General features: G+C 56.9%; 18 protein-coding genes and 1 tRNA gene. 17 read left to right on the top strand and 2 right to left on the bottom strand.

Features of this window, described 5'->3' with window-relative positions; all coding sequences use genetic code 11:
* Both KUV22_RS16700 and KUV22_RS16695 read left to right on the top strand, forming a co-directional pair.
* The gene (locus tag KUV22_RS16700) at window positions 1–3,981 is read left to right on the top strand and encodes a translocation/assembly module TamB domain-containing protein (protein ID WP_222232920.1); all 3,981 of its coding nucleotides are present in this window, start codon (window positions 1–3) and stop codon (window positions 3,979–3,981) included.
* 46 nt (window positions 3,982–4,027) lie between these two features.
* The gene (locus KUV22_RS16695; RefSeq protein ID WP_222232919.1) at window positions 4,028–4,693 is read left to right on the top strand and encodes a nucleotidyltransferase family protein; all 666 of its coding nucleotides are present in this window, start codon (window positions 4,028–4,030) and stop codon (window positions 4,691–4,693) included.
* On the opposite strand, the gene KUV22_RS16690 is transcribed toward KUV22_RS16695, so the two are convergent.
* The gene (locus tag KUV22_RS16690) at window positions 4,584–5,468 is read right to left on the bottom strand and encodes a M90 family metallopeptidase (RefSeq protein ID WP_222232918.1); all 885 of its coding nucleotides are present in this window, start codon (window positions 5,466–5,468) and stop codon (window positions 4,584–4,586) included. The genes KUV22_RS16695 and KUV22_RS16690 overlap by 110 nt on opposite strands.
* Before the next feature lie 130 nt (window positions 5,469–5,598).
* Here KUV22_RS16690 and KUV22_RS16685 point away from each other — a divergent pair, with 130 nt between their 5' ends.
* From KUV22_RS16685 to KUV22_RS16615, 15 genes are all read left to right on the top strand, one after another.
* Complete coding sequence (locus KUV22_RS16685) at window positions 5,599–7,302, top strand: hypothetical protein (RefSeq protein WP_222232917.1); 1,704 nt, start codon at window positions 5,599–5,601, stop codon at window positions 7,300–7,302.
* A 61-nt stretch (window positions 7,303–7,363) separates the two neighbouring features.
* The gene (locus KUV22_RS16680) at window positions 7,364–8,740 is read left to right on the top strand and encodes an SLC13 family permease (RefSeq protein WP_222232916.1); all 1,377 of its coding nucleotides are present in this window, start codon (window positions 7,364–7,366) and stop codon (window positions 8,738–8,740) included.
* Window positions 8,741–8,949: 209 nt separating this feature from the next.
* Window positions 8,950–11,112 (top strand): prolyl oligopeptidase family serine peptidase, encoded by a 2,163-nt coding sequence (locus KUV22_RS16675; protein ID WP_315857569.1) that lies wholly within the window; start codon window positions 8,950–8,952, stop codon window positions 11,110–11,112.
* 142 nt (window positions 11,113–11,254) lie between these two features.
* On the top strand, window positions 11,255–12,196 hold the full coding sequence (locus KUV22_RS16670; protein WP_222232915.1) for a MaoC family dehydratase: 942 nt from the start codon (window positions 11,255–11,257) through the stop codon (window positions 12,194–12,196).
* A 78-nt stretch (window positions 12,197–12,274) separates the two neighbouring features.
* On the top strand, window positions 12,275–12,805 hold the full coding sequence (locus KUV22_RS16665; RefSeq protein WP_222232914.1) for a CinA family protein: 531 nt from the start codon (window positions 12,275–12,277) through the stop codon (window positions 12,803–12,805).
* Window positions 12,806–12,982: 177 nt separating this feature from the next.
* Window positions 12,983–14,014 (top strand): recombinase RecA, encoded by a 1,032-nt coding sequence (gene recA / locus KUV22_RS16660; protein WP_222232913.1) that lies wholly within the window; start codon window positions 12,983–12,985, stop codon window positions 14,012–14,014.
* A 26-nt stretch (window positions 14,015–14,040) separates the two neighbouring features.
* Window positions 14,041–14,547 (top strand): regulatory protein RecX, encoded by a 507-nt coding sequence (locus KUV22_RS16655; RefSeq protein ID WP_222232912.1) that lies wholly within the window; start codon window positions 14,041–14,043, stop codon window positions 14,545–14,547.
* A 205-nt stretch (window positions 14,548–14,752) separates the two neighbouring features.
* Window positions 14,753–16,807 carry an amidohydrolase family protein gene (locus KUV22_RS16650; RefSeq protein WP_222232911.1) on the top strand — a complete coding sequence of 685 codons (2,055 nt, stop codon included), beginning with the start codon at window positions 14,753–14,755 and terminating at the stop codon, window positions 16,805–16,807.
* A 25-nt stretch (window positions 16,808–16,832) separates the two neighbouring features.
* Window positions 16,833–18,311: a glycerol kinase GlpK gene (gene glpK / locus KUV22_RS16645; protein ID WP_222232910.1), complete on the top strand. Its 1,479-nt coding sequence runs from the start codon at window positions 16,833–16,835 to the stop codon at window positions 18,309–18,311.
* A 177-nt stretch (window positions 18,312–18,488) separates the two neighbouring features.
* Window positions 18,489–18,674, top strand: coding sequence for a Trm112 family protein (locus KUV22_RS16640; protein ID WP_010131836.1), 186 nt, complete (start codon window positions 18,489–18,491; stop codon window positions 18,672–18,674).
* A gap of 92 nt (window positions 18,675–18,766) precedes the next feature.
* A complete protein-coding gene (locus KUV22_RS16635; protein ID WP_222232909.1) occupies window positions 18,767–19,129 on the top strand; it encodes a histidine triad nucleotide-binding protein in 363 nt (120 codons plus the stop codon).
* A 68-nt stretch (window positions 19,130–19,197) separates the two neighbouring features.
* Window positions 19,198–21,810, top strand: a complete 2,613-nt coding sequence (gene alaS, locus KUV22_RS16630) for an alanine--tRNA ligase (RefSeq protein ID WP_222232908.1) — start codon at window positions 19,198–19,200, stop codon at window positions 21,808–21,810.
* Between the two features lie 156 nt (window positions 21,811–21,966).
* Window positions 21,967–23,205 carry an aspartate kinase gene (locus KUV22_RS16625; protein ID WP_222232907.1) on the top strand — a complete coding sequence of 413 codons (1,239 nt, stop codon included), beginning with the start codon at window positions 21,967–21,969 and terminating at the stop codon, window positions 23,203–23,205.
* Between the two features lie 215 nt (window positions 23,206–23,420).
* Window positions 23,421–23,615, top strand: a complete 195-nt coding sequence (gene csrA, locus KUV22_RS16620) for a carbon storage regulator CsrA (protein WP_010131831.1) — start codon at window positions 23,421–23,423, stop codon at window positions 23,613–23,615.
* A 243-nt stretch (window positions 23,616–23,858) separates the two neighbouring features.
* A tRNA-Ser gene (locus tag KUV22_RS16615) sits at window positions 23,859–23,948 on the top strand.
* A 240-nt stretch (window positions 23,949–24,188) separates the two neighbouring features.
* Here KUV22_RS16615 and KUV22_RS16610 read toward each other — a convergent pair.
* The coding region (locus KUV22_RS16610) for a hypothetical protein (protein ID WP_222232906.1) at window positions 24,189–24,419 on the bottom strand (231 nt) is incomplete at its 5' end.

Below are 24,419 nucleotides of genomic sequence, written 5' to 3'. Positions count from 1 at the left end.
ATGGTGGATTCACGCCCCGCCAAACCAGCGCGCAGGCAACGATTGCGGCCCTGGCGCAACCGGCCCCGCCTGACTCTGCTGGCGGTCTTGCTACTACTACCACTGTGCTTTGCACTGATCTTTCTCGGCTCGGAAAAGGGACGGGAAACCTTAACCCACGCCGGTCTTGCCGCTGCCCGCCATTACTTGCCCGATCTGGAAATTCATCAAGAGGGGATGCGCAGCCCGCAGTGGGGCAAGTGGTATTTTGAATTACTGCGGGTGCGCTACAAGGAGCGCACCTTGCTCGAGGGACAGCAGCTTACGCTGCATGTCGACCTGTGGGCGCCGCTGCGTAAGCAAATACATATACCGGAAGTAACGGCCGAGAAGCTGCTGTTTGATAACACGGTGCTGCAGGCGTACCTGCAACAGCACGCCGGGGAAGATGAAGAAAAAGCACCACCGCAAAGCGGCGAAATTTCCATTCCTGCGATCTGGCTGGAGAAGCTGGCGATCAATCGCCTGACGATTATCGACGAGGCCGTTGCGGGATTGCCCACCGTACGGGTGGATGGACGGGCAAGTTATCAATGGCCCGGAGAGCCGTCGGCGCTGTCGTTGGAGATCGCCGAGCATCAGGAGCATCAGCTGCACCTGCGTCTCGATGGGCAGATGATATCGGAGCAACAGTACCGGTTAACGCTGTCTGCCAGTGAGTTATCCGGCGGCTTCCTCGGGCGCTCCCTGCACCTCCCAGACGGGGAAGCGCTGGATGCGAAAGGTCGTGTGCTATTGCAGGTGCGCGACGAAAACAATGCGCAGGTTACGGTGGAGCAGTTTTCCTTGCCGCTGGTGAATCATCGCTTTGCCCTGCAGGGGACCGCGGAGCTGGCCCTGTCACCCTGGTCGGTCGCCACTCGCGATCTCACTTTGCGTGTGGACGATACGTTCCATACCGTACGCGGCGAGGTCGACGCTGAGTCTGTTGATTTGAAGGTCCGGTTAAATCGCTTGCCGGTCGCCATTTCACAGCCATTTCAGAATTTTCTCGAAGGGGGCTGGCTGTCGGCCAAGCTCGATATTCAGGGGCCCCTGAAGTTGCCGAATGCCAATGGCACGCTGGAATTGCGCTCTACCTTTCAATCCCAGCCGCTTCGCTTCAATGGTGAAGTGGAAACCATTGAGGACGACATTCATATCCGCAGTGCCCAATTATCACTCGCGGATGCCAAAGCAGCCGTCGCGGGTGTAGTGGACGTTAAAGGTAAATCCATTGATGTAAAGGCGTCCCTCGAACAGCTGTCGGTTGACGAGGTGCGCGAAATACTCGGGGGAATCGAGCAGACGCAAAGTGTGCAGATTCCTGAGGATATTGCCGGTACCGTCGAGCAGTTGCGTGTTACCGCCAAAGGCCCGTGGGACAACCCGAATCTCGCCGTGGAAGTCACCAGCGCACTGCAGTATCGAAGCTTTGAGGTAAACGCACAGGCACACGCCAGCGGCAACCTGGAAAGCTTTGCCGTACAGGACCTGCTGCTGGAAGGCGAAGGACTCCGCGTAAGCGGCAGTGGCGAAGTGGCGGTGCAGAGTAAGACGTTGCAGTTGCAGCTGGATGTCGCAGCGCGGGGTCTGCAACCGGCGGAACAGTTTAATGTGCCCGTTGATCCCGGTACCCGAGTTGACCTGGATGCGGTGGTGTCGGTAACCGGCCCCTGGGACAACCCCAAAATGTCTGCCCGTATTATGTCCGACGGCGAGTATCGAGATTACCGCTACCGTCTCAGAGGCGGTGCCGCGGGTAATCTGGATGCGATTACCTTCGACCGTTTGCGTCTCGATCTGTTTAGCAGTAGCGCGGGACTACCGCACCGCTCCAATCAACAGTCCCTGCGCGCGGGTGAGGTAATCGATCCGGACGAAGAGTATCCATTGCGCCAATCTGCCGAGCGGGTAGTGGGTACCCGGGCGTTAGCGCGGGACGCAGAGCGCGCCCGCGCAGAAGGCAGCGCCTGGCTGGAACTAAACGGCGTGTTGGAGCCGAAAGCGCAGCAGGTCAATGGCAGTGTTGCCGGGCGCAACATTCCCATTGGCCTGGCGGAACTGGTGGGGGTGTCGTTGCCACTTTCCCTGAGTGGTGAATTGAGTCTGGACGGCAACTTTACCGGCCCGTTTACGTCGTTGGAAGCCAGTGTCAATGTGCTGGGTATGGGCGAGTTTCAGGGGGAGCCCTGGCAGGCGCAGGGCGATGTGAGTTATGGGCAAGCGGCCATCACCTTGTCCGAAGTGAAGCTGCTCTGGGCCGATCGCAACCAGCTCAATATCGATGGTGCCATGAGCGCCTCCGGGCTCGATCTACAGGTGAATGCGCAGGCGGTGCTGGCGGATTTCAATACATGGTTAAACGCGGATATCAGCGATACCGGTGAGCTGTCCCTGCGCGCTACCGCATCCGGTACACCGCGCAATCCGGACCTTTCCGGGGAACTGCGGATTACCGGGCAGGCGCCGGCTTTGCAGGACGATGCGCTGGTACAGGTGCCGGTGATTCTTTCGTTGAGTTGGGAAACCGTTGCGAAAGATCTGAAGTTGCAATTGGGTGCTAGCCACGGAAGTCGCCAGGCGGCCAACGCCCGGGCTTCGCTCGCTATTGCTCCGATTCTTACGCAACTATTTAGCGAGCAACCAGCGGCAGAACGCCCGCCACTGCCCATTGACTTCAAGGCAGGCGGCAGTGCCGACCTGGCGGCGTTGAGTGTGCTGTATGACCCGGAGATTCATACCTTGCGGGGCAACCTGAATTTTGATCTGTCTGCCAGGGGCACCAGTCGCAAGCCCAATCTGCGCGGCAATATCAATCTGCGCGAGGGTTACTACGAACACCGCCCCAGTAACACGCGTTTGCGGCGTGTTGTGTTTATTGCGGAGCTGACCCCAGGGGCCTGGCGGATTGTCGAGGCTAGTGCACGCGACCGGGATCGCGGGCGTGTGGAATTGACCGGGGCCGCCCGTTTTAACTCCCCGGAGCCGGCGACACTGGATTTCACTTTGTCCGCACGCAGGGCGCGTTTGCTTAACATGCCGGGTGCCAAAGGGGCGATTAATGGCGATCTGCGGCTTTCTGGCAGTACCGAAGATGCCTTGCTGGCGGGCACCATCAACCTGCGGCCATTGACCGTACAGGTAGAGCACTTTATCGGCAGCAGTGTGCCGGAAATTGATGTGATCGAGGTGGAAGTCGATGGCGGGGAAGACGCATCCACAGGGTCCCGTCTGCTGGAAAACATCGGTTTGCAGATTGAGGTCGTGCTGGACCAGCAATCTGTCGTCAGGGGCCTGGGGTTGGATTCTCAGCTCAAAGGGGAGGTGGACATCAGCGGCACCGCGGCGAGCCCGGAAGCGGCGGGTACCATCACCATCGTGCGCGGTAAGTTCGATTTGCTGGGTAAGAAGTTTGATTTGCAGGAAGGTGAGGTGCAGTTTGAAAACAATGTGGCGGCGATTTATGTAAAAGGCGTACACACCTATACCGACGGCGAGATTACCGCAGAAATATCCGGCACCACGGATGACCCAAAAATCGAATTCAGCTCGAACCCGGCAGCCGCCCAGGATGAAATTTTTGCCCAGCTCTTGTTTGGCAAGTCGTTGACCGATATTTCCCCGCTGCAAGCGGTGCGTCTGGTTAGCGTGGTGCGTGCTCTGCAGACTGGTGGCACCGGTTTCGACCCGCTGGCAAGTACCCGCGATCTGGTGGGGCTGGATACGCTGGACTTCGATTCGGAGGCAACGGATGAGGGGGATCAATACTCCCTGAGTCTCGGTAAATACATCACCAGCCGTATCTATCTTGAGTTACAGCGCAGTACCGACCCGCTCAATCCCTGGCAGGCGGAAATGCAAATTGAGCTGCGCAAGAATTTGCGCCTCGACATCAAATCCTCCGACGGTAGCGAAAGCGGTGCCGGAAGTGTGGAGCTTCAGTGGAAGAAGGACTACTGACCAGCTATATAAACTGAACTCTAAAAAAAGCGATGCGAGAAAGATAATGGAATATTCAATCGTGGTTTTGGCCGCCGGTTACTCTCATCGATTTGGTACCGACAAGCGCCTGGCGAGTATTCATGGGGAACCCATGATATTGCGCACCTTGCAGACGGCGCTGGATGCTGCCGACAAGTTCGACCACGCGGCGGTGCAGGTGGTACTGCGCGCACGGGATTCTGTCCTTGCCAATGGCCTGAAAAAACTCCCTGTCAAAGTCATCCATGCACCGGTGTGGCCGGTGAGCATTGGTACCAGCCTGGCGCACGTCGTTGAGCAGTTACAGCGGTCTGGCGCCAACCCCAAGGCGGTACTGGTGTGTTTGGGGGATATGCCGTTTGTGGAGCCGGAAACTCTCACCACGCTGATGCAGGCTGCGGAAGAAGACCGTATCTGCGTGCCGGTGTGCGCGGGTACCCGCGGTTACCCGATTGCCATCGGCCGCAAGTACCTCTCCGCACTGTCCCGTTTGCGCAATACCGGTATGGAAAAGGTGCTGCGTATATTTGCCGATGCGGTGGTGGATGTGGAAGTTGCGGACCCCGCGATCAATTGTGATATCAACCGTCCGGACGATTTCCACGCAGCAATGCGGCCGGATCTGTTCGGAAAAATTTTTGCATCTCCCGATACAGTGCCGGATGCGCCGATTCCATCGCCGTCGGAATAATAAAAAACGCCTCCGTCGCGACCGCAAAGAACTCTGCAGGTGACTGGGCACCGTAGGTGTCCAGTACCGAGGGTTTTTCCCCAAGCGCCACCGCGGTTTCACTCGCCGCCAGCTCTGCGCCAGCGTGCAGTGTTTGGATTCGCTGGCGCAACTCGGTAAATGCCTCACGCATTACCGGCGCCCAGGTCTTGCCATCGGCGCTGTTCTCAAAGGGTGGGCGTCCGTCCACATAGCCATCTTCTTCATCCAGCTTGTGTGCGAACTCGTGGATCGCCACATTGTGGCCGCTTTGTGGGCTCTGCATTCCATCGACCAAGTCTCCCCAGGACAACACCACCGGGCCCCGGTAGTGGGCTTCGCCGGCGCGCGCGCTCATGTGCGACGACTGCACATGTCCATCGTGGCGGGTTTCCCTGGCGACATACGCATCCGGATACACCAGTACTGTTTTCAGATCGGGATAGCAGTTGTTGGGGCGCTCCAGTAACAGCAAACAGGCGTGAGCGGCGATGGTTACGCGGATGTCCTCCGTGATTACCTGCCCATTGCAGCCGACAAATTCCTTATCGCGCAGGAACAGGCTGATGTTTTCCTTCAGCTCCTGCTGTCTGTCTGCAGGTAAATAGCGAAACAAGGCCAGACGGTCCGCCAGAATACGTTCCTGCCTGGTACTTAGGGGGCGCGAGCGCAGGTAATTGCGACGCCAGCGCTGCCACAGGAAGGGCACCACCCACGCCAGTACGGCGATGAGAATTATGACGAGAAAAGCATCCACACGAAGTTCCTGCCTGTTGCCTGAGTTACCGGGTCGATTATTGACCTGAGGTGAAATTCTGCGACCATGTTGCCCGCCTCTCGCTTGCAGAGAAGGATAACAACAGGGTGCTTAGGGAATTTATTGGGGCATGGATACAAGGATTCAAACTGCAGACGCCGGTACGGCCGCGAAACTGGCTTCGACCGGGGAGCACTGTACCCCCGCAGAGGGTGCACAACTCGATCGCTATATGATTGTGCCGCACGGATACGGCGAGGGCGATTCGGGGCAGGTCTGGGTGGCTGACTTTAATGATCCAGAGCCTGCGCCAGACGTGCAAAGCGGGGCTGCGGTCACATCAGAATCGCGTTACTGGCTGCGGGTCGAGCCCGCCGACGGTGCCGCTGCGACCGTTGCGCGGGAATCAATCCGGCGGGATGTCCCGATAGTATTTGATCGCTCTGCCCCGGGCATAGCGTTTACCCTGGTAAATCTCGCCTTGCTACCGGGGGTGCACTACCGCCTGTCGTTGTGGGGGCTACATGAATCCTCTCATGCGCTTGCCCATGCGGAGTGCCGTGGGCGCCCGCGCACGCTCGAAGGCGGCTTCAATGTTTGGTATGGAACCTGTTTTTATGGCGACGCGGACGGCGGCGCCTTGAGCAAAGCGATGGAAGCGTTACCTGCGGCGTATCGCCCCCAGGTGTCCTTTCTCGGCGGTGACCAGGTTTATCTGGATACAGCATTTTCCAACACTGGCTGGGGTGCCAGCGTCATTCGCGGCTTTAGCAGCCGCAACTTTTCCCCGCTGGGTTTCCGCTCCCGCGCCAAAATTCGCCGCAAGCTTAACGCTGTATTTACCACCGAATACCTGCGCAACTGGCGGCGCGGCTTGCGCACCAAGCTGCAGCAGGGTTTCCACTATTTCCTCGCCGGCGACCACGAATTCTGGAACGACTTCCCGAATCCGCCCGGTTTCCTGCCCACGCTCTGGTCGCGCAAGGTGCGTGATACCTGGCAGAGCTGTGCGCGGGACCTGTTCGACGCATACCAGCTGCCATCGGGGGCATGTTCCAGCCAGTTCGACGTGGCCGATGCATTGAAGTTCTTCGTGCTGGATACGCGTTTACAGCGCGCCCGCGGGCAGGATGCCAACTTTACCGATCCCCAGACCTTTGCTGCGGCCACCACCTGGCTCAGAGAGCTGGATCGCCCCGGGGTGCTGGTGTTGCCGGCGCCGCTGCTGACGCGCTGGCAGTTCCGCGACGGTGGCCTGCTCAAATCACTGCGGGTAAAGCTGGGATTGGGGGATCATTCATTGGCGGATACCGGGCAGTACCAGAATCTGGTACGGGCCATACGCGATTGTCCGCAGGACCTGTTGATCCTCGCAGGTGATGTGCATTTCAGTCGTCTCGCCCGTTTTGACCTGGGGGGCAAGCAGGTGGTGGAGGTGGTGTCTTCGCCGCTGGCCTGCCTTCCCAGCGCCGTTGCCGGCGCAGATCAGACTCTTGCGGTTTTCCCTGATCGCCCGACCGATCATATCCGTGCTGAGGTGGAGTACCTGCAGGCGGGCAGCGCCATTGGTGACGGTGGCAAGCGTTCCACAAACAGCTGCAACAACAATTTTGTTACCCTGCGTTTCGAGCCCGGTACTGTCGACGGCGATGTGCGCGTGCAGATTTTGTGCTGGAACATCACCGGCTGCGACGCACAGCAGGCGCCTTCGGTGGATTGGGAAATGCAGAATTTGGTGCTGCGCAAACGATCGGCTGCAAAGTCGGAGACTGTTCCAGCGATCGCTCCCAAAGATCCTGCAGCACAGACCGAAGAAATAAGTGAGCCCTGTTAGTAAAGCGGGCGTATAAGGTGAGCGCCGATAGCAGAGCGTGGCGAAAACGGAAAATAAAAAAATGAATGTGCAGAAATCCTTTGTAATGCTGTTGGGGCCCTTGTTCGCCGGAGCCTTCTATTTTGTGTTGTCGGCGGCGGGTATGGCGTATCTGCCTGCGGTAACCGCGGCCATTACCCTGTTGACCGTCATCTGGTGGGTGACGGAAGCCATGCCGATTCCGGCCACATCGCTGGTGCCATTTGTATTGCTGCCCCTGTTTGGGGTGTTGGACCACAAGGGGGTGGCCGCTTCGCTGGGCAGTCATGTGATCCTGTTGCTGATGGGGGCTTTTATCCTCTCCAAAGCGCTGGAGAAAAGCGGTGCTCACGAACGACTCGCACTTTATATGCTGCGTGTGGTGGGTCTTACCAGCGGGCGGCGACTGGTGCTGGGCTTTATGCTCGCGGCGGGCCTGTTGAGCATGTGGATTTCCAATACCGCCACCACCTTGATGATGCTGCCCATCGCCCTCGCGATTGCCTCGCGCACCGACAACCACCGGCTCACGGTTGCCCTGATTCTGGGTATTGCCTACGCGGCGAGTCTCGGCGGCGTGGGCAGCCCGTTGGGCACACCGCCCAACGTGATCTTTATGGGCATTTACGAGGAAGTGACCGGCCGGGAGTTCAGTTTTGCCCGTTGGATGAAGATCGGATTGCCGGTGGTGTTGATCACCCTGCCGCTGATGGCGTTGTGGCTCACCCGCGGGATTCATCTGCACAAGTCCCTCGAGGCTCCCAGTGTTGGCCCGTGGCGTCCGGAAGAGGCGCGCACCCTGGCGGTGTTCGGGGTGGCCATTTTGTTTTGGGTAACCCGCAATGAGCCGTTTGGTGGTTGGAGCGATTTACTGGGTGTTCCTGATGCTGGCGATAGCACCGTTGCGCTGGCGGCGGTGGTGTTGATGTTCCTGATTCCAAATGGCAAAGGCGGGCGACTACTGGATTGGCAGACTGCCGAGAGTATTCCCTGGGGCATGCTGCTGCTGTTTGCTGGGGGTATCGCCATCGCCAAAGGTTTCTCGGCATCAGGCTTGAGCGACATGATGGGGCAAGGGCTGAACTTCCTCACCGCCATGCCGCTGTGGTTGATGATGATTCTGCTCTGCCTGTCGGTCACCTTCCTTACCGAGATTACCAGCAATACGGCTACCGCCACGCTGTTGATGCCGATCCTCGCGGTAGTCGCTACCAGTGCCGGGTTTGATCCCATGGTGCTGATGATTCCCGCAGCCATGTGTGCCAGCTGCGCCTTTATGCTGCCAGTGGCGACGGCACCCAATGCCATTGCTTACGGCACGGGCAAATTGCGCATTCAGGAGATGGTTCGGGAGGGGGCGGTACTCAGTGTGCTGGCTTCGCTGATCATCGCCGGCGTCTGCTGGGTAATGTTGGTTTAGATTTGTAGCAAAATAATTGATGGCCTTTGAGGTATAGGTGGTTGAAAAAACCTTAAATCTTCAGTTTTTCCGGAGAATGGTTTGCGGGGTGCTGCTGAGTACCAATTCCTTGATTCGCCCGCGGGAATTCGGTTTCCTAGACGGTCTGGTTACGTGCTCGCTTCATTGCGTGCTTAATAATTCATTCACCAGCCGAAGGAATCTCAAACGTGAAAAAAATAACCATCTTGGCGGCCGCCGGCGTATTGGCAGCCTGCTCGGGAGAGTCCCAGGACGTCGCTAAAGAGGCTGAAACGACCCAGCCCGTTGCCGCAGTGGCATTGGCCTACCCGGAAACCCGCATGGGCGAAGTGGTGGACAGCTATTTTGATACCGAGGTGGCGGACCCTTATCGATGGTTAGAAGACGACCGCAGTGCCGAGACCGAGGCCTGGGTGAAAGAACAGAACGCGGTAACCTTTGGCTATCTGGACCAGATTCCTTATCGGGATACCCTAAAGCAGCGCCTTGAAGCCCTGTGGAACTACGAAAAAGTGGGCTCGCCGTTCAAGGAAGGCGATTACACCTATTTCTATCGCAACGATGGTTTGCAGAACCAGTATGTGGTGTGGCGCAACAAGGGCGACGGCGAAGCGGAAATTTTCCTCGACCCGAATACCTTCAGTGAAGACGGCACCACCTCCCTGGCGACCCTGAAATTTTCCAAAGATGGCAGCATCGCCGCGTACTCCGTATCCGAGGGTGGCAGTGACTGGCGCAAGATCTTCATCATCGATGCCGAGACCAAGGAAATCCTTGAGCAGCCGCTGGTCGACGTGAAGTTCTCCGGTATTTCCTGGAAAGGGAATGAAGGCTTTTACTACTCCAGCTACGACAAGCCCGATGGCAGTGAGCTGTCGGCAAAAACCGATCAGCACAAACTGTACTACCACAAGCTGGGCCAGCCTCAATCAGAAGACACGCTGGTATTCGGCGGTACCGACGAAGAAAAGCGTCGCTACGTCTCCGGTGTAGTGACCGAAGATGATGGCTTCCTGGTAATTTCCGGGGCGACCTCCACTTCAGGCAATGACCTGTTTATCCGCGATCTCACCAAAGCGGATGCGCCACTGGTACCGGTGCTTACCGATTTCGACTCCGACACCTATGTGATCGACAATCAGGGCAGCAAGCTGTTCCTGGTGACCAACCGCGAAGCGCCGAACAAGAAAGTAGTCACCGTGGACGCCGCCAACCCGGCGCCTGCGAATTGGCAGGACTTTATCGGTGAAACCGAAAATGTACTGACGGCGTCCACCGGCGGTGGCTATTTCTTCGCCGAGTACATGGTCGATGCACTGTCCAAAATTTACCAGTACGACTACGACGGTGAAAAAGTACGTGAAATTGCCCTGCCGGGGCCGGGTAGTGCCTCCTCCCTGGGCGGCAAGCGTGAAGATACCACCTTGTACTACTCCTTCACTAACTACAAAACGCCTTCCACGATTTTCGCGTTTGATGTAGCCGAGGGTGAATCTTCTGTATACCGGGAATCCGGTGCTCAGTTCGATCCGTCTGCCTATGAGTCTCAGCAGGTGTTCTACACCTCCAAAGACGGCACCCGTGTGCCCATGCTGATTACCCACAAGAAAGGCCTGGAACTGAACGGTAAAAACCCGACCATCCTGTACGGCTATGGCGGCTTCAACATCAGCCTGACGCCGTCATTCAGCATTACCAATGCGGTGTGGATGGAGCTTGGTGGTGTCTACGCAGTGCCTAACCTGCGCGGTGGTGGTGAGTACGGCAAGCGCTGGCACGACGCCGGTACCAAGCTGCAGAAGCAGAACGTATTCGATGACTTTATCGCCGCCGGTGAATTCCTGATCGATCAGGGCTACACCTCCAGCGATTATCTGGCGATTCGCGGTGGCTCCAACGGCGGCCTGCTGGTGGGTGCGGTAATGACTCAGCGTCCCGAGCTGGTTCAGGTTGCGCTGCCTGCCGTCGGCGTGATGGATATGTTGCGTTACCACACCTTTACCGCTGGCGCCGGTTGGGCCTACGACTACGGCACCGCGGAAGAGAGTGAAGAAATGTTCCAGTACCTGAAAGGGTATTCCCCGGTACACAACGTGCAGCAAGGCACCGAATATCCAGCGACCCTGGTAACCACTGCTGATCACGATGACCGTGTTGTGCCGGCGCATTCCTTCAAGTTCGCCGCCGAGCTGCAGAGCAAGCAGGCAGGCGCTGCACCGACCCTGATCCGTATCGAAACCAATGCTGGCCATGGTGCCGGTACCCCGGTCTCGAAGATCATCGAGCAGTACGCGGACATCTTCGGCTTTACCCTGTTCAATATGGGTATCTCCGAGCTGCCGGAGAGCTGATCGTCTGGCTACCTGTCATCGTTTCGGCATCTATGACAGGTAGCATTTGGCAAGTAGCCTAATGAGCCGGGCAGAGTGGCGTGACCGAATGGTCTCTAGCTAGCCACTCCGGCCCGGGTTATTATCTGGAGCCATCAGATTTATGCCGAGATTTATCCCTGTGCCCAAGGCAAACCACAGATCTTCTCCCCTTCATATCGAGCTCAATGCCCGTCCGGCGGTACTGCCGTTGTACTTCCGCGCTCTGACCGCGCGTAAAAAGCGTACTACCCAGGCACACAATTCCTCCGTTCTGGCCAGCGTTAGCCTGCGTGAGCAGCGGGTGGATCGCGAGCGCGTGCGCGCCTACTGCGATGTATGTGGCTTTGCCGCGGGGACTGATCTGCCGGCAACTTACCCGTTTGTGCTGGCCATGCCCCTGCACCTAAAGCTGCTGGTCTCCGATGCCTTTACCTTTCCGGTCCTCGGCATGGTGCATCTGCGCAACCAGATTACCCAGCACCGGCCTATCCAGGTTGAGGAACCCATGGATATCCACTGCGATTTGCTGGCACCGGTGCCGGTAAAGCGCGGCTATGAGTTTGCCCTGGTGACCCGGGTGAAGGTGGGGGATGAGCTGGTATGGGAGTGCGAGAGCGCCATGCTGGTACGCGGTAAGCACGCCGACAAAGACGCCCCGAAACACGCGAACCTGGCGCCATTCCCTCAGGATATGCCCGATATGGCGGAGGCTTCGAGCATCCCCTGGTCCATTTCCGAGGCGGCCGGGCGCAGTTATGCCAAAGTCTCCGGCGATTGGAACCCCATTCACCTGTTTGCCTCGTCGGCGCGCCTGTTCGGGTTCTCCAGCGCGATCGTGCACGGCATGTGGACCAAGGCTGCATGTCTCGCTGCCCTGGAATCTGAAGCGGGTGAGCGGGGTTTGCCGGCGGCCTTCCGCATGAGTGTGGAGTTCAAGCGCCCGGTGTTACTGCCTGCGTCGGCGCAATTCCTCTACACTCGAGGCGACGGCGGTACCGGTTTCCGGGTCCAGGATCAGAGCGGCAAGACCCTGTACCTCAATGGCCAGTTGCAACCTCTGTAGCCGCTATTACCCCGGGGAAATCTACCTGAGCCCCAATTTGCACTCCGCTTGTTCAGTGCGTTCGGAAAAGGATATCTGGTGAAAGACAGCACAGCACAGCAACTATCTCTGGCCAAAAACCTGGCGACCGACCTGGGCGCGGAATTGACCCGCCTGGAGTGGAAGGTGACAACTGCTGAATCCTGTACCGGCGGCGCCATTGCCGCGGCAATTACGTCTGTTGCGGGTTCCTCTGGATGGTTTGATGGTGCGCTGGTGTCATACGCCGACCGTATCAAGCGCGGCTTTCTTGGCGTTGATCAGGGTGCCCTGGACACCGATGGCGCGGTGAGTGAAACGGTTGTACGGCAGATGGCGGTGGGGGTGCTGAATCGCCTTGATGCCAACATCTCCGTCGCGGTCAGCGGTATTGCCGGGCCCGATGGGGGCAGTGAAGAAAAGCCCGTTGGTACCGTATGGATCGCCTGGGCCCATGGCGAGGGGCAGGAGCCGCTGGAAGTAAAGGCCCTGTGCATGCAGTTTGGCGGCAGTCGCGCAGAAGTTCAGGCGCAGACCGTGGTAACGGCACTGGAGGGGCTGCTGGCGATCACGAAAAGCCATACCGACTGACCAGAGTTGGCACCGTTGTTTCATTGTTTCCGCACAAAATTTAGCCGCTTCGAAACGAATACCGATCATTCCCGATTACTGGTTGCTTATACAGTAATTTTTCTCTAAGCTCCTTCCCCAATAGCAGTATCAATTGCAGTATTTCTCACCAACTTTCAGGTACACATGGGAAGGGTCATGGATTCCAATAAAGACAAGGCTTTACAGGCGGCGCTGTCTCAGATCGAGCGTCAGTTCGGCAAAGGCACCGTTATGCGCATGGGAGACAAGGAGCGCGAGCGTATCCCTGCAATCTCCACCGGTTCCCTGGGACTGGACGTAGCCTTGGGTATTGGAGGCCTGCCACGTGGACGTATCGTCGAGATCTACGGCCCGGAATCTTCCGGTAAAACCACCCTGACCCTGCAGGTGATCGCGGAAGCGCAGCGCAATGGCGGTACCTGTGCATTCGTCGATGCGGAACACGCGCTGGACCCGATTTACGCGGAAAAGCTCGGCGTAAACGTAGACGAGTTGATCGTATCCCAGCCGGACACCGGTGAGCAGGCGCTGGAAGTGGCCGACATGCTGGTGCGCTCCGGCGCGGTAGACGTATTGATTGTCGACTCCGTAGCGGCACTGACGCCGCGTGCGGAAATCGAAGGCGAAATGGGTGATTCTCACGTTGGTCTGCAAGCCCGTCTGATGTCCCAGGCCCTGCGTAAACTCACAGGTAACATCAAAAACACCAATACCCTGTGCGTGTTTATTAACCAGATCCGTATGAAGATCGGTGTGATGTTCGGCTCCCCGGAAACCACCACCGGTGGTAACGCACTCAAGTTCTACTCCTCTGTACGCCTGGATATCCGTCGTATCGGTGCCGTAAAAGAGGGCGATGAGGTGGTTGGTAACGAGACCCGTGTTAAAGTGGTAAAGAACAAGGTTGCGCCGCCTTTCAAGCAGACCGAGTTCCAGATCATGTACGGCCAGGGTATTAACCTGATTGGTGAAATTATCGACTACGGCGTGAAGCTGGGACTGGTGGATAAAGCCGGTGCTTGGTACAGCTACAAGGGCGATAAGATTGGCCAGGGTAAAGCCAATGCGGTGAAATTCCTCAAGGAAAATGTGGATATCCGCAATGAAATTGAAGGCCTGCTACGTTCCCAGCTGCTCGGCGATATGACGCCGGTCGCTGAAGACGCCGAGGAAGTATCAGAGGGCTGATTTTAGTCCCTGTATCATTTACTTCAGTGTTTTCCACTCCCGACCCCGCCCAGGCGCTGTTCACCGCAGCGCTTGAGCTGCTATCCCGACGCGATCACTCGCGTCGGGAGCTCACTCAAAAGCTCTCGCCAAAATTCCCCGATGCGGATTTTTCAGCCCTGTTCCTGCGGCTGGAAGAACTTAACTATCAATCCGACCAGCGCTTTGCGGAGATGTTTGCCCGCTCTCGGGTACAGCGTGGCCACGGCCCCCTGCGTATTCGCCAGGATCTACAGCAGCGGGGTATCCCCAGCAGTATGGCCACAAGCGCGATCGATACCCTCGACACAGATTGGTTCGAACTGGCTTACTCCGTGTTACAACGCAAGTTTGCCAGTCGCGGTGCTGTGGTAAGCCTGAAACGTGAGCAGCAGATGCGCGAGCGTGCGCGGCGTCAACGCTTTCTGGCCTACCGCGGCTTCTCGGCAGATGCCATCGGTTATGCGCTGGATACCTTAGAGCGCGAAGCTCGATGCGGTGATGGCCTGATCTGAACCGGTATACACCTGTAGCCATGCCGGAAAGCCGCACCCATCTCGGTTGAATGCTCTCTAAGTTCCGCCAGGCCGACCTTTTCGAGCCACATTGACTCGCCAAAATGCCAAATACATACTTTGGTAACCATCGGGCGACCCGCAACGGGTCAGCCAAAAAATGATTATGCAATGCTGTCCCAATAACGATTACAAAGGACTTTCCATGCGCACATTAACCACCTGCCTATTCCTGCTCGCTCTATTTGGCTGTTCAAAGCCTGCAGATGAAGTGGGGAGCACGAAAGAAAACAAAACGGAAGAAACCTTTTCTGTCATGTTTGGTGGTACGACAGTGGGAGATATGGCCGTCGTTCGTACCGGTAATCAGCTGCAGATCGATTTTGGCTTCAGCAACAATGGCCGTGGTGCGAGTAGTCAGGAAACGCTCGTGTTGGGTGAAGGCAGCGTGCCCACCGAGTGGAAAATCACCGGCAAAACCACTTTTGGTAATGCGGTGGATGAGGAATATGTGCGTACTGAAAGTACCGCACGCTGGCGTTCCGCATCCGGTGAGGGGCAAGCAGATGTAACCGCAAACCCGATCTATATTGCACAAAACGCCAGTCCTTACTCTCTGTTTTTGTATACCCAAGCGGTACTGGAATCCGGCCGGGATAGCTATCCGGCCCTGCCGGCGGGTGATCTGGTTGTGACACCCAAGCGGGAGCTGCAATTAAAAGGCGAAAGTAAAGAACTCAGTGCCACCATGTACGCGGTGGGCGGCATCGATATGGATCCACAATACCTAGTGCTGGATGAGCAGCAGGAACTCATTGCAATTGTGTCCCCGCGGGCAGCATTTATTCGCCAGGGATTGGAGGGCGAAGAAAAGCGCTTGCGAGAGCTGGCTGCATCACTGAATGCCGCCAGGTTTGAAGAAATTGCCAGCCGGGTTACCCATCAGTACCAACAGCCGGTGCGGGTAAACAATGTCCGCGTCTTCGACCCGAAGGCACTTGGGCTCACTCAGCCCGTGTCCGTGTTGGTTAAAGAGGGAGTCATCGTGGCAATTGACGATGTCCAGACCGAGCAAAACCCGGGCGAAGTCACGATTGATGGCGAGGGCGGCGCCCTGGTGGCCGGTCTCTATGAAATGCACGGCCATATGAGTGACAACGATGCGCTGCTAAACGTGATTGCCGGTGTGACCTCCGTACGCGATATGGGTAATGAGTCGGATGTACTGGAGTCACTGATTGAAAAAATCGATAGTGGACAATTGATTGGTCCCCGCATCATCAAGAGTGGTTTTATCGAAGGCGTTAGTGAGTACAGTAATTCAACCGGTGAATTGGCCCCCACCAAAGAAGACGCTTTGCAGCTAGTGCGTGATTACGCCGCCAAAGATGGCTACATGCAGATCAAAATTTACAGCTCGATGAATGGCGAGTGGATCCCGGATATTGCCAAAGAAGCACACAAACTGGGTTTGCGGGTTGCCGGTCATATTCCAGCGTTTTATACCGCCGATCAGATGATTGAGGCTGGCTACAATGAGATCACCCACATTAACCAGTTGATGTTGGGGTGGGTGCTGACCCCAGAAGAGGACACGCGCACCTTGTTCCGCATTACCGGGATGAAGCGTTTTGTCGACCTGGATTTAACCAGCGATAAAGTGGCCAAGACCCTGGAGATGATGGTTGCAAACGACATTGCGCTTGATCCAACCACGGTGATTCACGAGCTTGGCATGACTTCAAGAAATGGAATCACTCGCCAGGGCGCGCTGGATTACATCGAGAATATGCCGGTGAGCGTGCAGCGTCGCGCCAAGGTCGCCATGCTGAATGTGGCAGATGACGCGGAAGACCAGGCATACAAAGCGGCTTATCAAAAAATCATCGATACTCTGGCACTGATGCATCAAAAGGGTATCTTGCTGGTACCGGGCACCGATTTCGGTGGCGCTTTTGAACAACACCGTGAGCTGGAGCTGTTCCAGGAATTTGGTATGAGTGCTGCGGAAGCATTAAAGCGTGGCACCTATGATATGGCAGAGTATCTGGGGCATGCCGATACTCTGGGCAGTATTGAAGTGGGCAAACAGGCAGACTTCTTCCTGGTGCCTGGCGACCCTACTCAGGATCTAAAAGCAATAAAAACCATCTCGATGGTGACCACCAATGGCAAGTTTTTCTATCCAACGGAAGTGTATCCGGAGTTTGGAGTCAAGCCATTTACCCGTGTGCCTGTGGTAAAAGAGGCGTCACTTTAATAGAGGACAACGGCAAGGAGCGCCCATGATTCTCTCTATTGACCAGGGTACCACCGGTACCACGGCTTTCGTCTTCGACCGCGACGGCAACCTGCGCGGGCGCAGTTACTCGGAGTTCTCCCAGTACTACCCGCAACCGGGCTGGGTGGAGCACGATGCCAGTGAAATCTGGCAGGTCACCCTCAAGGTGTGTGCCGCCGCCATCAAGCGGGCGGGTATCGAACCTTCGGATCTCTCTGCGCTGGGTATTACCAACCAGCGCGAAACAACGGTGCTGTGGGATCGCGCCACCGGCGAGCCGGTGCATCGGGCGATCGTGTGGCAGTGTCGCCGCTCTGCGAGTATTTGCCGGGAGTTGCGCAATGCCGGCGCCGAGTCGATGGTGCGGGCCAAAACCGGGTTGCTGCTGGATGCTTATTTCTCCGCCAGCAAGCTGCGCTGGATCTTTCGCGAGTCACCGGAGCTCCATCGCCGGGCAGAAGCTGGAGAACTCTGCTTCGGCACCATCGATAGCTGGCTTATCTGGTGCTTTACCGGTGGACGCCAGCATCTCACCGACCACACCAACGCCTGCCGTACCTTGCTCTACGATCTCGATCGCCGCCAGTGGGACAGGGAGTTGCTGCGGATGTTTGATTGCCCGGCCGCGATCCTGCCGGAGATCCGGCCTTCCGCGGGCAGTTTTGGTACCACCGATCCGTCCGCATTTCTCGGCGCGTCGGTACCCATCGCCGGGGTAGCCGGTGACCAGCAGGCGGCGCTCTACGGGCAGGGCTGTTTCGAACCCGGCACCATGAAGAACACCTACGGTACCGGTTGTTTTTTGCTTGCCAGCGCCGGTCAGGAGCGACCGCTGGTGCCGGAGGGCATGCTGACCACCATCGGCTGCGATGCCAAGGGCATGCCCCAATTTGTGATTGAGGGCGCCGTGTTCAATGCCGGTGCGGCGGTGCAATGGTTGCGGGATGATCTCGGCATCATCCACCAGGCGGCGGAATCTGAAAAAATGGCGCAGGAAATCCCCAATACACGGGGGGTCTATATGGTGCCGGCCTTCAGTGGACTGGGTGCCCCCTATTGGGATGCCGATGCGCGCGGTGCCATATTTGGCCTATCACGGGGCGCCGGGCGGGCTGAAATTGTCCGCGCGACACTCGAGTCCATCGCCTATCAGAGTCACGAACTGGCTGAACTGATGGCGCGCACCCTTGGGGTTGAACTCGAATGTTTGCGAGTCGACGGCGGTGCGAGCGCCAACAACTTCCTGATGCAGTTCCAGGCAGATATTTCCGACCTGCGGATTGAGCGCCCCCGCCAGATCGAGTCCACCGCGGTTGGGGCGGCATTGCTCGCCGGAATTGGGGCGGGAATCTGGCAAAGTGAGGCGCTACCGGCGTCACTACAGGATATAGAGCAGGATTTCCTGCCGCAGATGTCTGCCCAGACACGCCAGGACCTTCTCGCCGGGTGGCGCAACGCCGTCTCCGCTTGCCGCCACTTCTAGGCATCTCGCCACCGTCTCTTCTCCCGCCGGTAGACTGCGCGGGGGATTTCTCCCCTCAGTCGTGAAAACACCGAAAAAGCGTTGTACCATACGCGGTCATTTTTGGCCCTCCAAGGCCCCGGAGAGTCCCGTGAGTCGGGTTCTGGGGCGCCATCCGAGTGTTATTCCGAGATAGAAATGGACAAGAAATTACTGAGTTTGTTGGTTTGCCCCGTCAGCAAGGCCCCTCTTGAATATCACGAAGAAACCCAGGAGCTGGTGTGCAAGGCGAGTGGCCTGGCGTACCCGATTCGCGATGGTATTCCAGTGATGCTGGAGTCTGAAGCCCGTCCTCTTACGACGGACGAGAAGCTAGCCAAGTAACAAAGTGATGACCGCCTGGGCAATATTGGCGGGGTTTGCGCCGGATTCTGGCGCAGTGTGGAGATGCCAAGGAAGAGCAGGGCGGGACGAATATGGAAGACGTCAGTGTATTCAGCCGGATTATTGCCGGAGAGCTGCCGGCAAGGCGGCTGTACGAAGACGAACACTGTATCGTCATTGAGGACCGGGCGCCGCAGGCGCCAACCCATCTGCTGATCATTCCCCGTAAACCGCTGGTGAGCGTGGCAGACGCAGGCGAGGAAGATGTACCACTGCTCGGTCATCTTATGTGGGTAGCATCGTTAATGGCCAAGCGCCTGCAGCTGGAAGATGGCTTTCGGCTGGTGGTCAACAATGGCCGCGGTGCTGGCCAGACGGTGTTTCACTTACACATACATTTACTCGCGCAGCGCAAGCTGCCCGAGGCAGGACTCGCTAAAGACCTGCGAGACTGATTGAATAGTTGGCTCCGGAGCGATCCAGGACCGACAAGAATTTACTGACGATTTGGAAGCAGCCTGTAATGAAGAGTGCACAGATACGCGAAGCATTTCTAAACTATTTCGCCGAGCAGGGACACACCCGTGTGCCCTCCAGCTCACTGGTGCCGGGTAACGATCCGACTCTGCTGTTCACTAATGCGGGCATGGTGCAGTTCAAAGATACCTTCCTGGGGCAGGAATCTCGCCCATACGTTCGCGCCGCCAGCTCCCAGCGCTGTGTGCGCGCCGGTGGTAAGCACAACGACCTGGAAAACGTGGGCTACACCGCGCGTCACCACACCTTCTTTGAAATGCTGGGTAACTTCAGCTTCGGTGATTACTTCAAGCGCGAAGCGATCAAGTTTGCCTGGGAGTTCCTGACCAAGGAATTGAAGCTTCCGGAAGAGCGCCTGTGGGTGACCGTGCACATCAGCGATGATGAAGCAGCGGATATCTGGCTGAAAGAAATGGGTGTAAGTGCCGAGCGCTTCTCTCGCCTCGACGAAGACAACTTCTGGCAGATGGGTGATACCGGCCCGTGTGGTCCCAGCTCCGAGATCTTCTACGACCACGGCGCAGATGTGCCCGGTGGTCCCCCCGGATCCGAAAATGACGACCTCGACCGTTATATCGAGATCTGGAACCTGGTATTTATGCAGTTCGAACGCTCCGCCGACGGCGAACTGCATCCGCTGCCCAAGCCCTCCGTGGATACCGGCATGGGCCTCGAGCGTATCGCGGCAGTAATGCAGGGCGTGCACTCCAACTATGAGATTGACCTGTTCCAGGCACTGTTGAATGCCGCGGGCAAGGTCGTTGGCTGCTCCGACACCGAAGAGAAGTCCTTGCGTGTAATCGCGGACCACATTCGCTCCTGCTCCTTCCTTATTGCCGACGGCGTAATGCCGTCCAACGAAGGTCGCGGCTTCGTATTGCGCCGGATTATTCGCCGCGCGGTGCGCCACGGACACAAGCTGGGGCACAAAGACATTTTCTTCTACAAACTGGTCGCCGCACTGGTTGCGGAAATGGGCGATGCCTACCCCGAGCTGAAAGAAAAGCAGTCGGTAATTGAAAACGCCCTGCGCAAGGAAGAAGAGCAGTTCGCCAAGACCCTGGATAAGGGCCTGGCGCTGCTTGACGAAGCATTGGCTTCGCTCGAAGGTACGGAAATTCCGGGTGAGCTGGTGTTTACCCTGCACGATACCTACGGTTTCCCCACCGATCTGACCCAAGACATTGCCCGCGAACGTGGCCTGACTCTGGACATGGCGGGCTATGAAAAAGCCATGAATGCCCAGCGTGAGCGCGCCCGCGCAGCGGGTAAGTTCAAGCAGGATTACACCGACACCGTCGAGCTGGACGGGGCCACCGAGTTCCTCGGTTACGACCGCGTCACCGAACAGGGCAATGTGGTTGCCATTATCAAAGACGGCGAGCTGGTCGATCGCATTGAAGAAGGCGAGTCTGCGGCTATCGTGCTCGACCGTACCCCGTTTTATGCGGAATCCGGTGGTCAGGTAGGTGACAGTGGTTACCTGCAGTCCGAGTCGGGCCGCTTCGAAGTGGCCGACTGTGTTAAGCACGGGGCCAACCACCTGCACCAGGGCAAGTTGCTCTCCGGCAGTCTGGCCGTCGATGAAGCGGTAACGGCAGAAGTTGCCGGCGATGTGCGCCAGTCCACCGCGCTGAACCATTCCGCCACGCACCTGCTGCATGCTGCATTGCGCAAAGTACTGGGTGAGCACGTGACCCAGAAGGGCTCCCTGGTGGATTCCGAGCGTCTGCGTTTCGACTTTTCTCATCCGGAAGCAGTGACCAGCAAACAGCTGCGTGCGATTGAAGCGCTGGTAAATAGCCAGATCCGTGCAAACACCGCGGTGGAAACGGAAGAGACGGATATCGAAACCGCGAAAGCCAAAGGTGCAATGGCACTGTTTGGCGAAAAGTACGGTGACTCCGTGCGCGTGTTGACCATGGGTGAACGCACCGATGGTGGCGCTTTCTCGGTGGAATTGTGTGGCGGTACCCACGTCGAGCGCACCGGTGATATCGGCCTGCTGCGCATTGTTGCAGAAAGCGGAATCGCCTCCGGTCAGCGTCGTATTGAAGCAGTCACCGGCGCCCACGCACTGGCACTGTTTGATCTGGCCCAGCAGCGTCTTGATCACGCGGCAGCACTGCTTAAAGCGCGTCCGGAAAATCTCGGTGAGAAGGTTGAACAGCTGATCGCCAGTAATCGCAAGCTGGAAAAAGATCTGGCCAGCATGAAGACCCGTCTCGCCAGTGGTGCAGGCGGTGACCTGACCAGCCAGGCGGTAGAAGTTGCGGGCGTTAAATTGCTGGCAGCCTCTATTGATGGCGCCGATGCGAAGTCGCTGCGGGATCTGGCCGACCAGCTGAAAAACAAATTGGGCAGCGGTGTGCTGCTGCTCGCCGCACCGGGTGAAGAGAAGGTTGCTCTGGTAGCCGTTGTAACCAAGGACCTTACGGGCCGACTGGCGGCCGGTGATTTGATGCGTTTTGCCGCGGGCGAGCTGGGCGGTAAGGGCGGTGGTCGCCCAGATATGGCGCAGGGCGGTGGCACCGATGTGGCTGCATTGCCGGCGCTGATTAAAGCGATCCCGGAGTGGGTGAAAAACAATATCAAATGAAACTAACAGCCGATTATTCCGGAGTTCGCAGGCTTGCCGAATTTTTTCTGGGGTAGTTTCTGTGTTTTCAGTTGATTTGCCCGCGGTTTGGTGATTAAGTGCGCGGCACCCGCGGATTTGGTACCGCGTAGCAAGGTAGTAAGGAACACTAGAACGATGAGTTTGTTCGTACAGAAATACGGCGGCACTTCAGTAGGCTCCATCGAGCGTATTGAGGCGGTTGCCGACAAAGTGGCCGGCTTCAAAGCCCAGGGTCACGATATGGTTGTTGTTCTTTCCGCGATGAGCGGTGAGACCAACCGCCTGATTGGCCTGGCGAGCCAGATTCAGGAAAACCCTGACCCCCGGGAGATGGACGTACTGGTATCCACTGGCGAGCAGGTGACCATTGCCCTGTTGAGCATGGCACTGAAGAAGCGCGGTTACGATGCGTGCTCCTACACTGGCGGTCAGGTAAAAATTCTTACGGACAATGCACACACCAAAGCGCGAATTCAAAGTATCGATGTAGAGCGTATGCGTCGGGATCTCGACTCCGGCAAGGTTGTCGTAGTCGCGGGTTTCCAGGGTGTGGATGACGAAGGCAACATCACTACCCTGGGACGTGGTGGTTCCGATACCACTGGCGTCGCCTTGGCCGCAGCCCTGGACGCGACCGAGTGCCAGATCTATACCGACGTTGATGGTGTTTACACTACCGATCCGCGGGTTGTAGACAGTGCTCGCCGACTGGACCGCATCACCTTTGAAGAAATGCTGGAAATGGCGAGCCTGGGCTCCAAGGTTTTACAAATTCGTGCGGTTGAGTTCGCTGGTAAATACAAAGTACCGCTGCGGGTCCTCTCTACGTTTGATGAGGGTAACGGCACACTGATTAGTCTGGATGAGGAAGACAACGATATGGAACAGCCTGTAGTCTCCGGCATTGCGTTCAACCGTGACGAGGCAAAACTGACAATCCGCGGTGTACCCGATACCCCCGGCGTTGCCTGTCGTATCCTGGGCCCGGTTGGTGCGGCCAATATCGAAGTTGACGTGATCGTTCAGAATATCAGCGCCATTGACGGCACTACTGACTTTACCTTCACCGTACACCGCAATGATGCGGGCAAGGCGCTGGGCGTACTCCAGCGTGTAGCCGATGAGTTGGGCGCTCGTGAAGTTATCTCGGATGACAATATCGCCAAGGTATCCATCGTGGGTGTCGGTATGCGCTCCCACGCCAACGTAGCATCACGCATGTTCGAAGCGTTGGGTCAGGACAATATCAACATTCAGATGATCACCACCTCCGAAATCAAGATCTCGGTCATTATCGATGAGCGCTATCTCGAACTGGCGGTGCGTGCGTTGCACAGCGCTTTTGAACTGTCTGAGCCCAAGATTACCGAATAACTATAACCAAATTGAAGGATCTCCCAGGCAACCATAACAATTCGGTTGCTTGGCGTGCGGTACTACCTATTGAGATTTTCCGCGTCTGGACGATACTGAATAAAGTGACGGACAAGATTCTCGGTTTGCGGCCTTCTCGGGTTATTATGATCCAAGGTGCGGACCAGGGATAACCGGTCGTACCAAATCACAGGATGATCAAGGAGATGTAGGTAATGTTAATTTTAACCCGCCGTATCGGTGAAACACTGATGGTTGGTGACAATGTGACGGTTACCGTATTGGGTGTGAAAGGCAACCAGGTACGTATCGGAGTCAACGCGCCAAAGGAAGTAGCGGTACACCGCGAAGAGATTTACCAGCGGATCCAGCGTGAAAAGCAATCCTCCAGTGAGGGGAGTGCCGACTGAGAGCTGGTGTATTCAGCGCAGTTTGCTGACGAAAAAAGGGTCGCCAAGCGGCCTTTTTTTGTGCCTGTATGATTTGTGAGCGCTTGTGAAGAAATCGCAAAAAGTTATTGATTCCCCATTGATTTTTGCCTCGCCGTTGGTATGATGCCGCTCACTTTCAGGAGCAAGACCAACTGTCCAAAAGCACAGTTGTGGAATGCTTAAGTCCAGAAGCGTTTGATCGCTCTGAACGAAAAACTGATTGGTGAGGTGGCCGAGTGGCTGAAGGCGCGCCCCTGCTAAGGGCGTATGGGTTAACACTCATCGAGGGTTCGAATCCCTCCCTCACCGCCATATTTAAAACACTCTCAATTGAGGGTGTTTTTTTATGTGTGAAGGTTGTGTTTTTGGCCTTCACACAAGCGACACTGGAGTGGTGTCGAGGCGGCAAAAAAGTTTTTTAAAAACTGCTTGCCAGCCAATGATCTGCTCCGTATAGTTCGCGCCCTCGCTGCCAAGGCGGTAACGCAAACGGCGGTGAGAAGGTAAGTTAACCTTTTGATTTTCAACGAGTTTTTCTCGCAAAAATGAATTTCAAAAAGCGCTTGCCAAGGTCGAAGCGGTCGCTATAATGCGCGCCACTTCAACGGAGTCACCACGGTTTAGTCGGTGCTTTTGTTGAGGGTTCGACGGGGCTCCAGGCAGTCCCCCAGCACTGAAAATCAGGTCATTTATTTGCCGGTTTCCAGTGCTGAAAAAAGCTCTAAAAAAGAGCTTGCCAAACGAGATTGGCGCCATATAATGCGCGTCCTTCTCGGGGTCACC

This window comes from Microbulbifer agarilyticus (genome assembly GCF_019800665.1).
Lineage (GTDB): Bacteria > Pseudomonadota > Gammaproteobacteria > Pseudomonadales > Cellvibrionaceae > Microbulbifer > Microbulbifer agarilyticus_C.
Note: the sequence above shows the minus strand (reverse complement) of the source record. Positions and strands in the feature narration are given on the sequence as shown.

Coding starts and splice junctions, on each gene's coding strand:
- KUV22_RS16625 (WP_222232907.1), top strand. CDS start 21,967: ATGAGTTTGTTCGTACAGAAATACGGCGGCACTTCAGTAGGCTCCATC.
- KUV22_RS16680 (WP_222232916.1), top strand. CDS start 7,364: ATGAATGTGCAGAAATCCTTTGTAATGCTGTTGGGGCCCTTGTTCGCC.
- glpK (WP_222232910.1), top strand. CDS start 16,833: ATGATTCTCTCTATTGACCAGGGTACCACCGGTACCACGGCTTTCGTC.
- KUV22_RS16700 (WP_222232920.1), top strand. CDS start 1: ATGGTGGATTCACGCCCCGCCAAACCAGCGCGCAGGCAACGATTGCGG.
- KUV22_RS16635 (WP_222232909.1), top strand. CDS start 18,767: ATGGAAGACGTCAGTGTATTCAGCCGGATTATTGCCGGAGAGCTGCCG.
- KUV22_RS16640 (WP_010131836.1), top strand. CDS start 18,489: ATGGACAAGAAATTACTGAGTTTGTTGGTTTGCCCCGTCAGCAAGGCC.
- recA (WP_222232913.1), top strand. CDS start 12,983: ATGGATTCCAATAAAGACAAGGCTTTACAGGCGGCGCTGTCTCAGATC.
- alaS (WP_222232908.1), top strand. CDS start 19,198: ATGAAGAGTGCACAGATACGCGAAGCATTTCTAAACTATTTCGCCGAG.
- csrA (WP_010131831.1), top strand. CDS start 23,421: ATGTTAATTTTAACCCGCCGTATCGGTGAAACACTGATGGTTGGTGAC.
- KUV22_RS16650 (WP_222232911.1), top strand. CDS start 14,753: ATGCGCACATTAACCACCTGCCTATTCCTGCTCGCTCTATTTGGCTGT.
- KUV22_RS16695 (WP_222232919.1), top strand. CDS start 4,028: ATGGAATATTCAATCGTGGTTTTGGCCGCCGGTTACTCTCATCGATTT.
- KUV22_RS16685 (WP_222232917.1), top strand. CDS start 5,599: ATGGATACAAGGATTCAAACTGCAGACGCCGGTACGGCCGCGAAACTG.
- KUV22_RS16670 (WP_222232915.1), top strand. CDS start 11,255: ATGCCGAGATTTATCCCTGTGCCCAAGGCAAACCACAGATCTTCTCCC.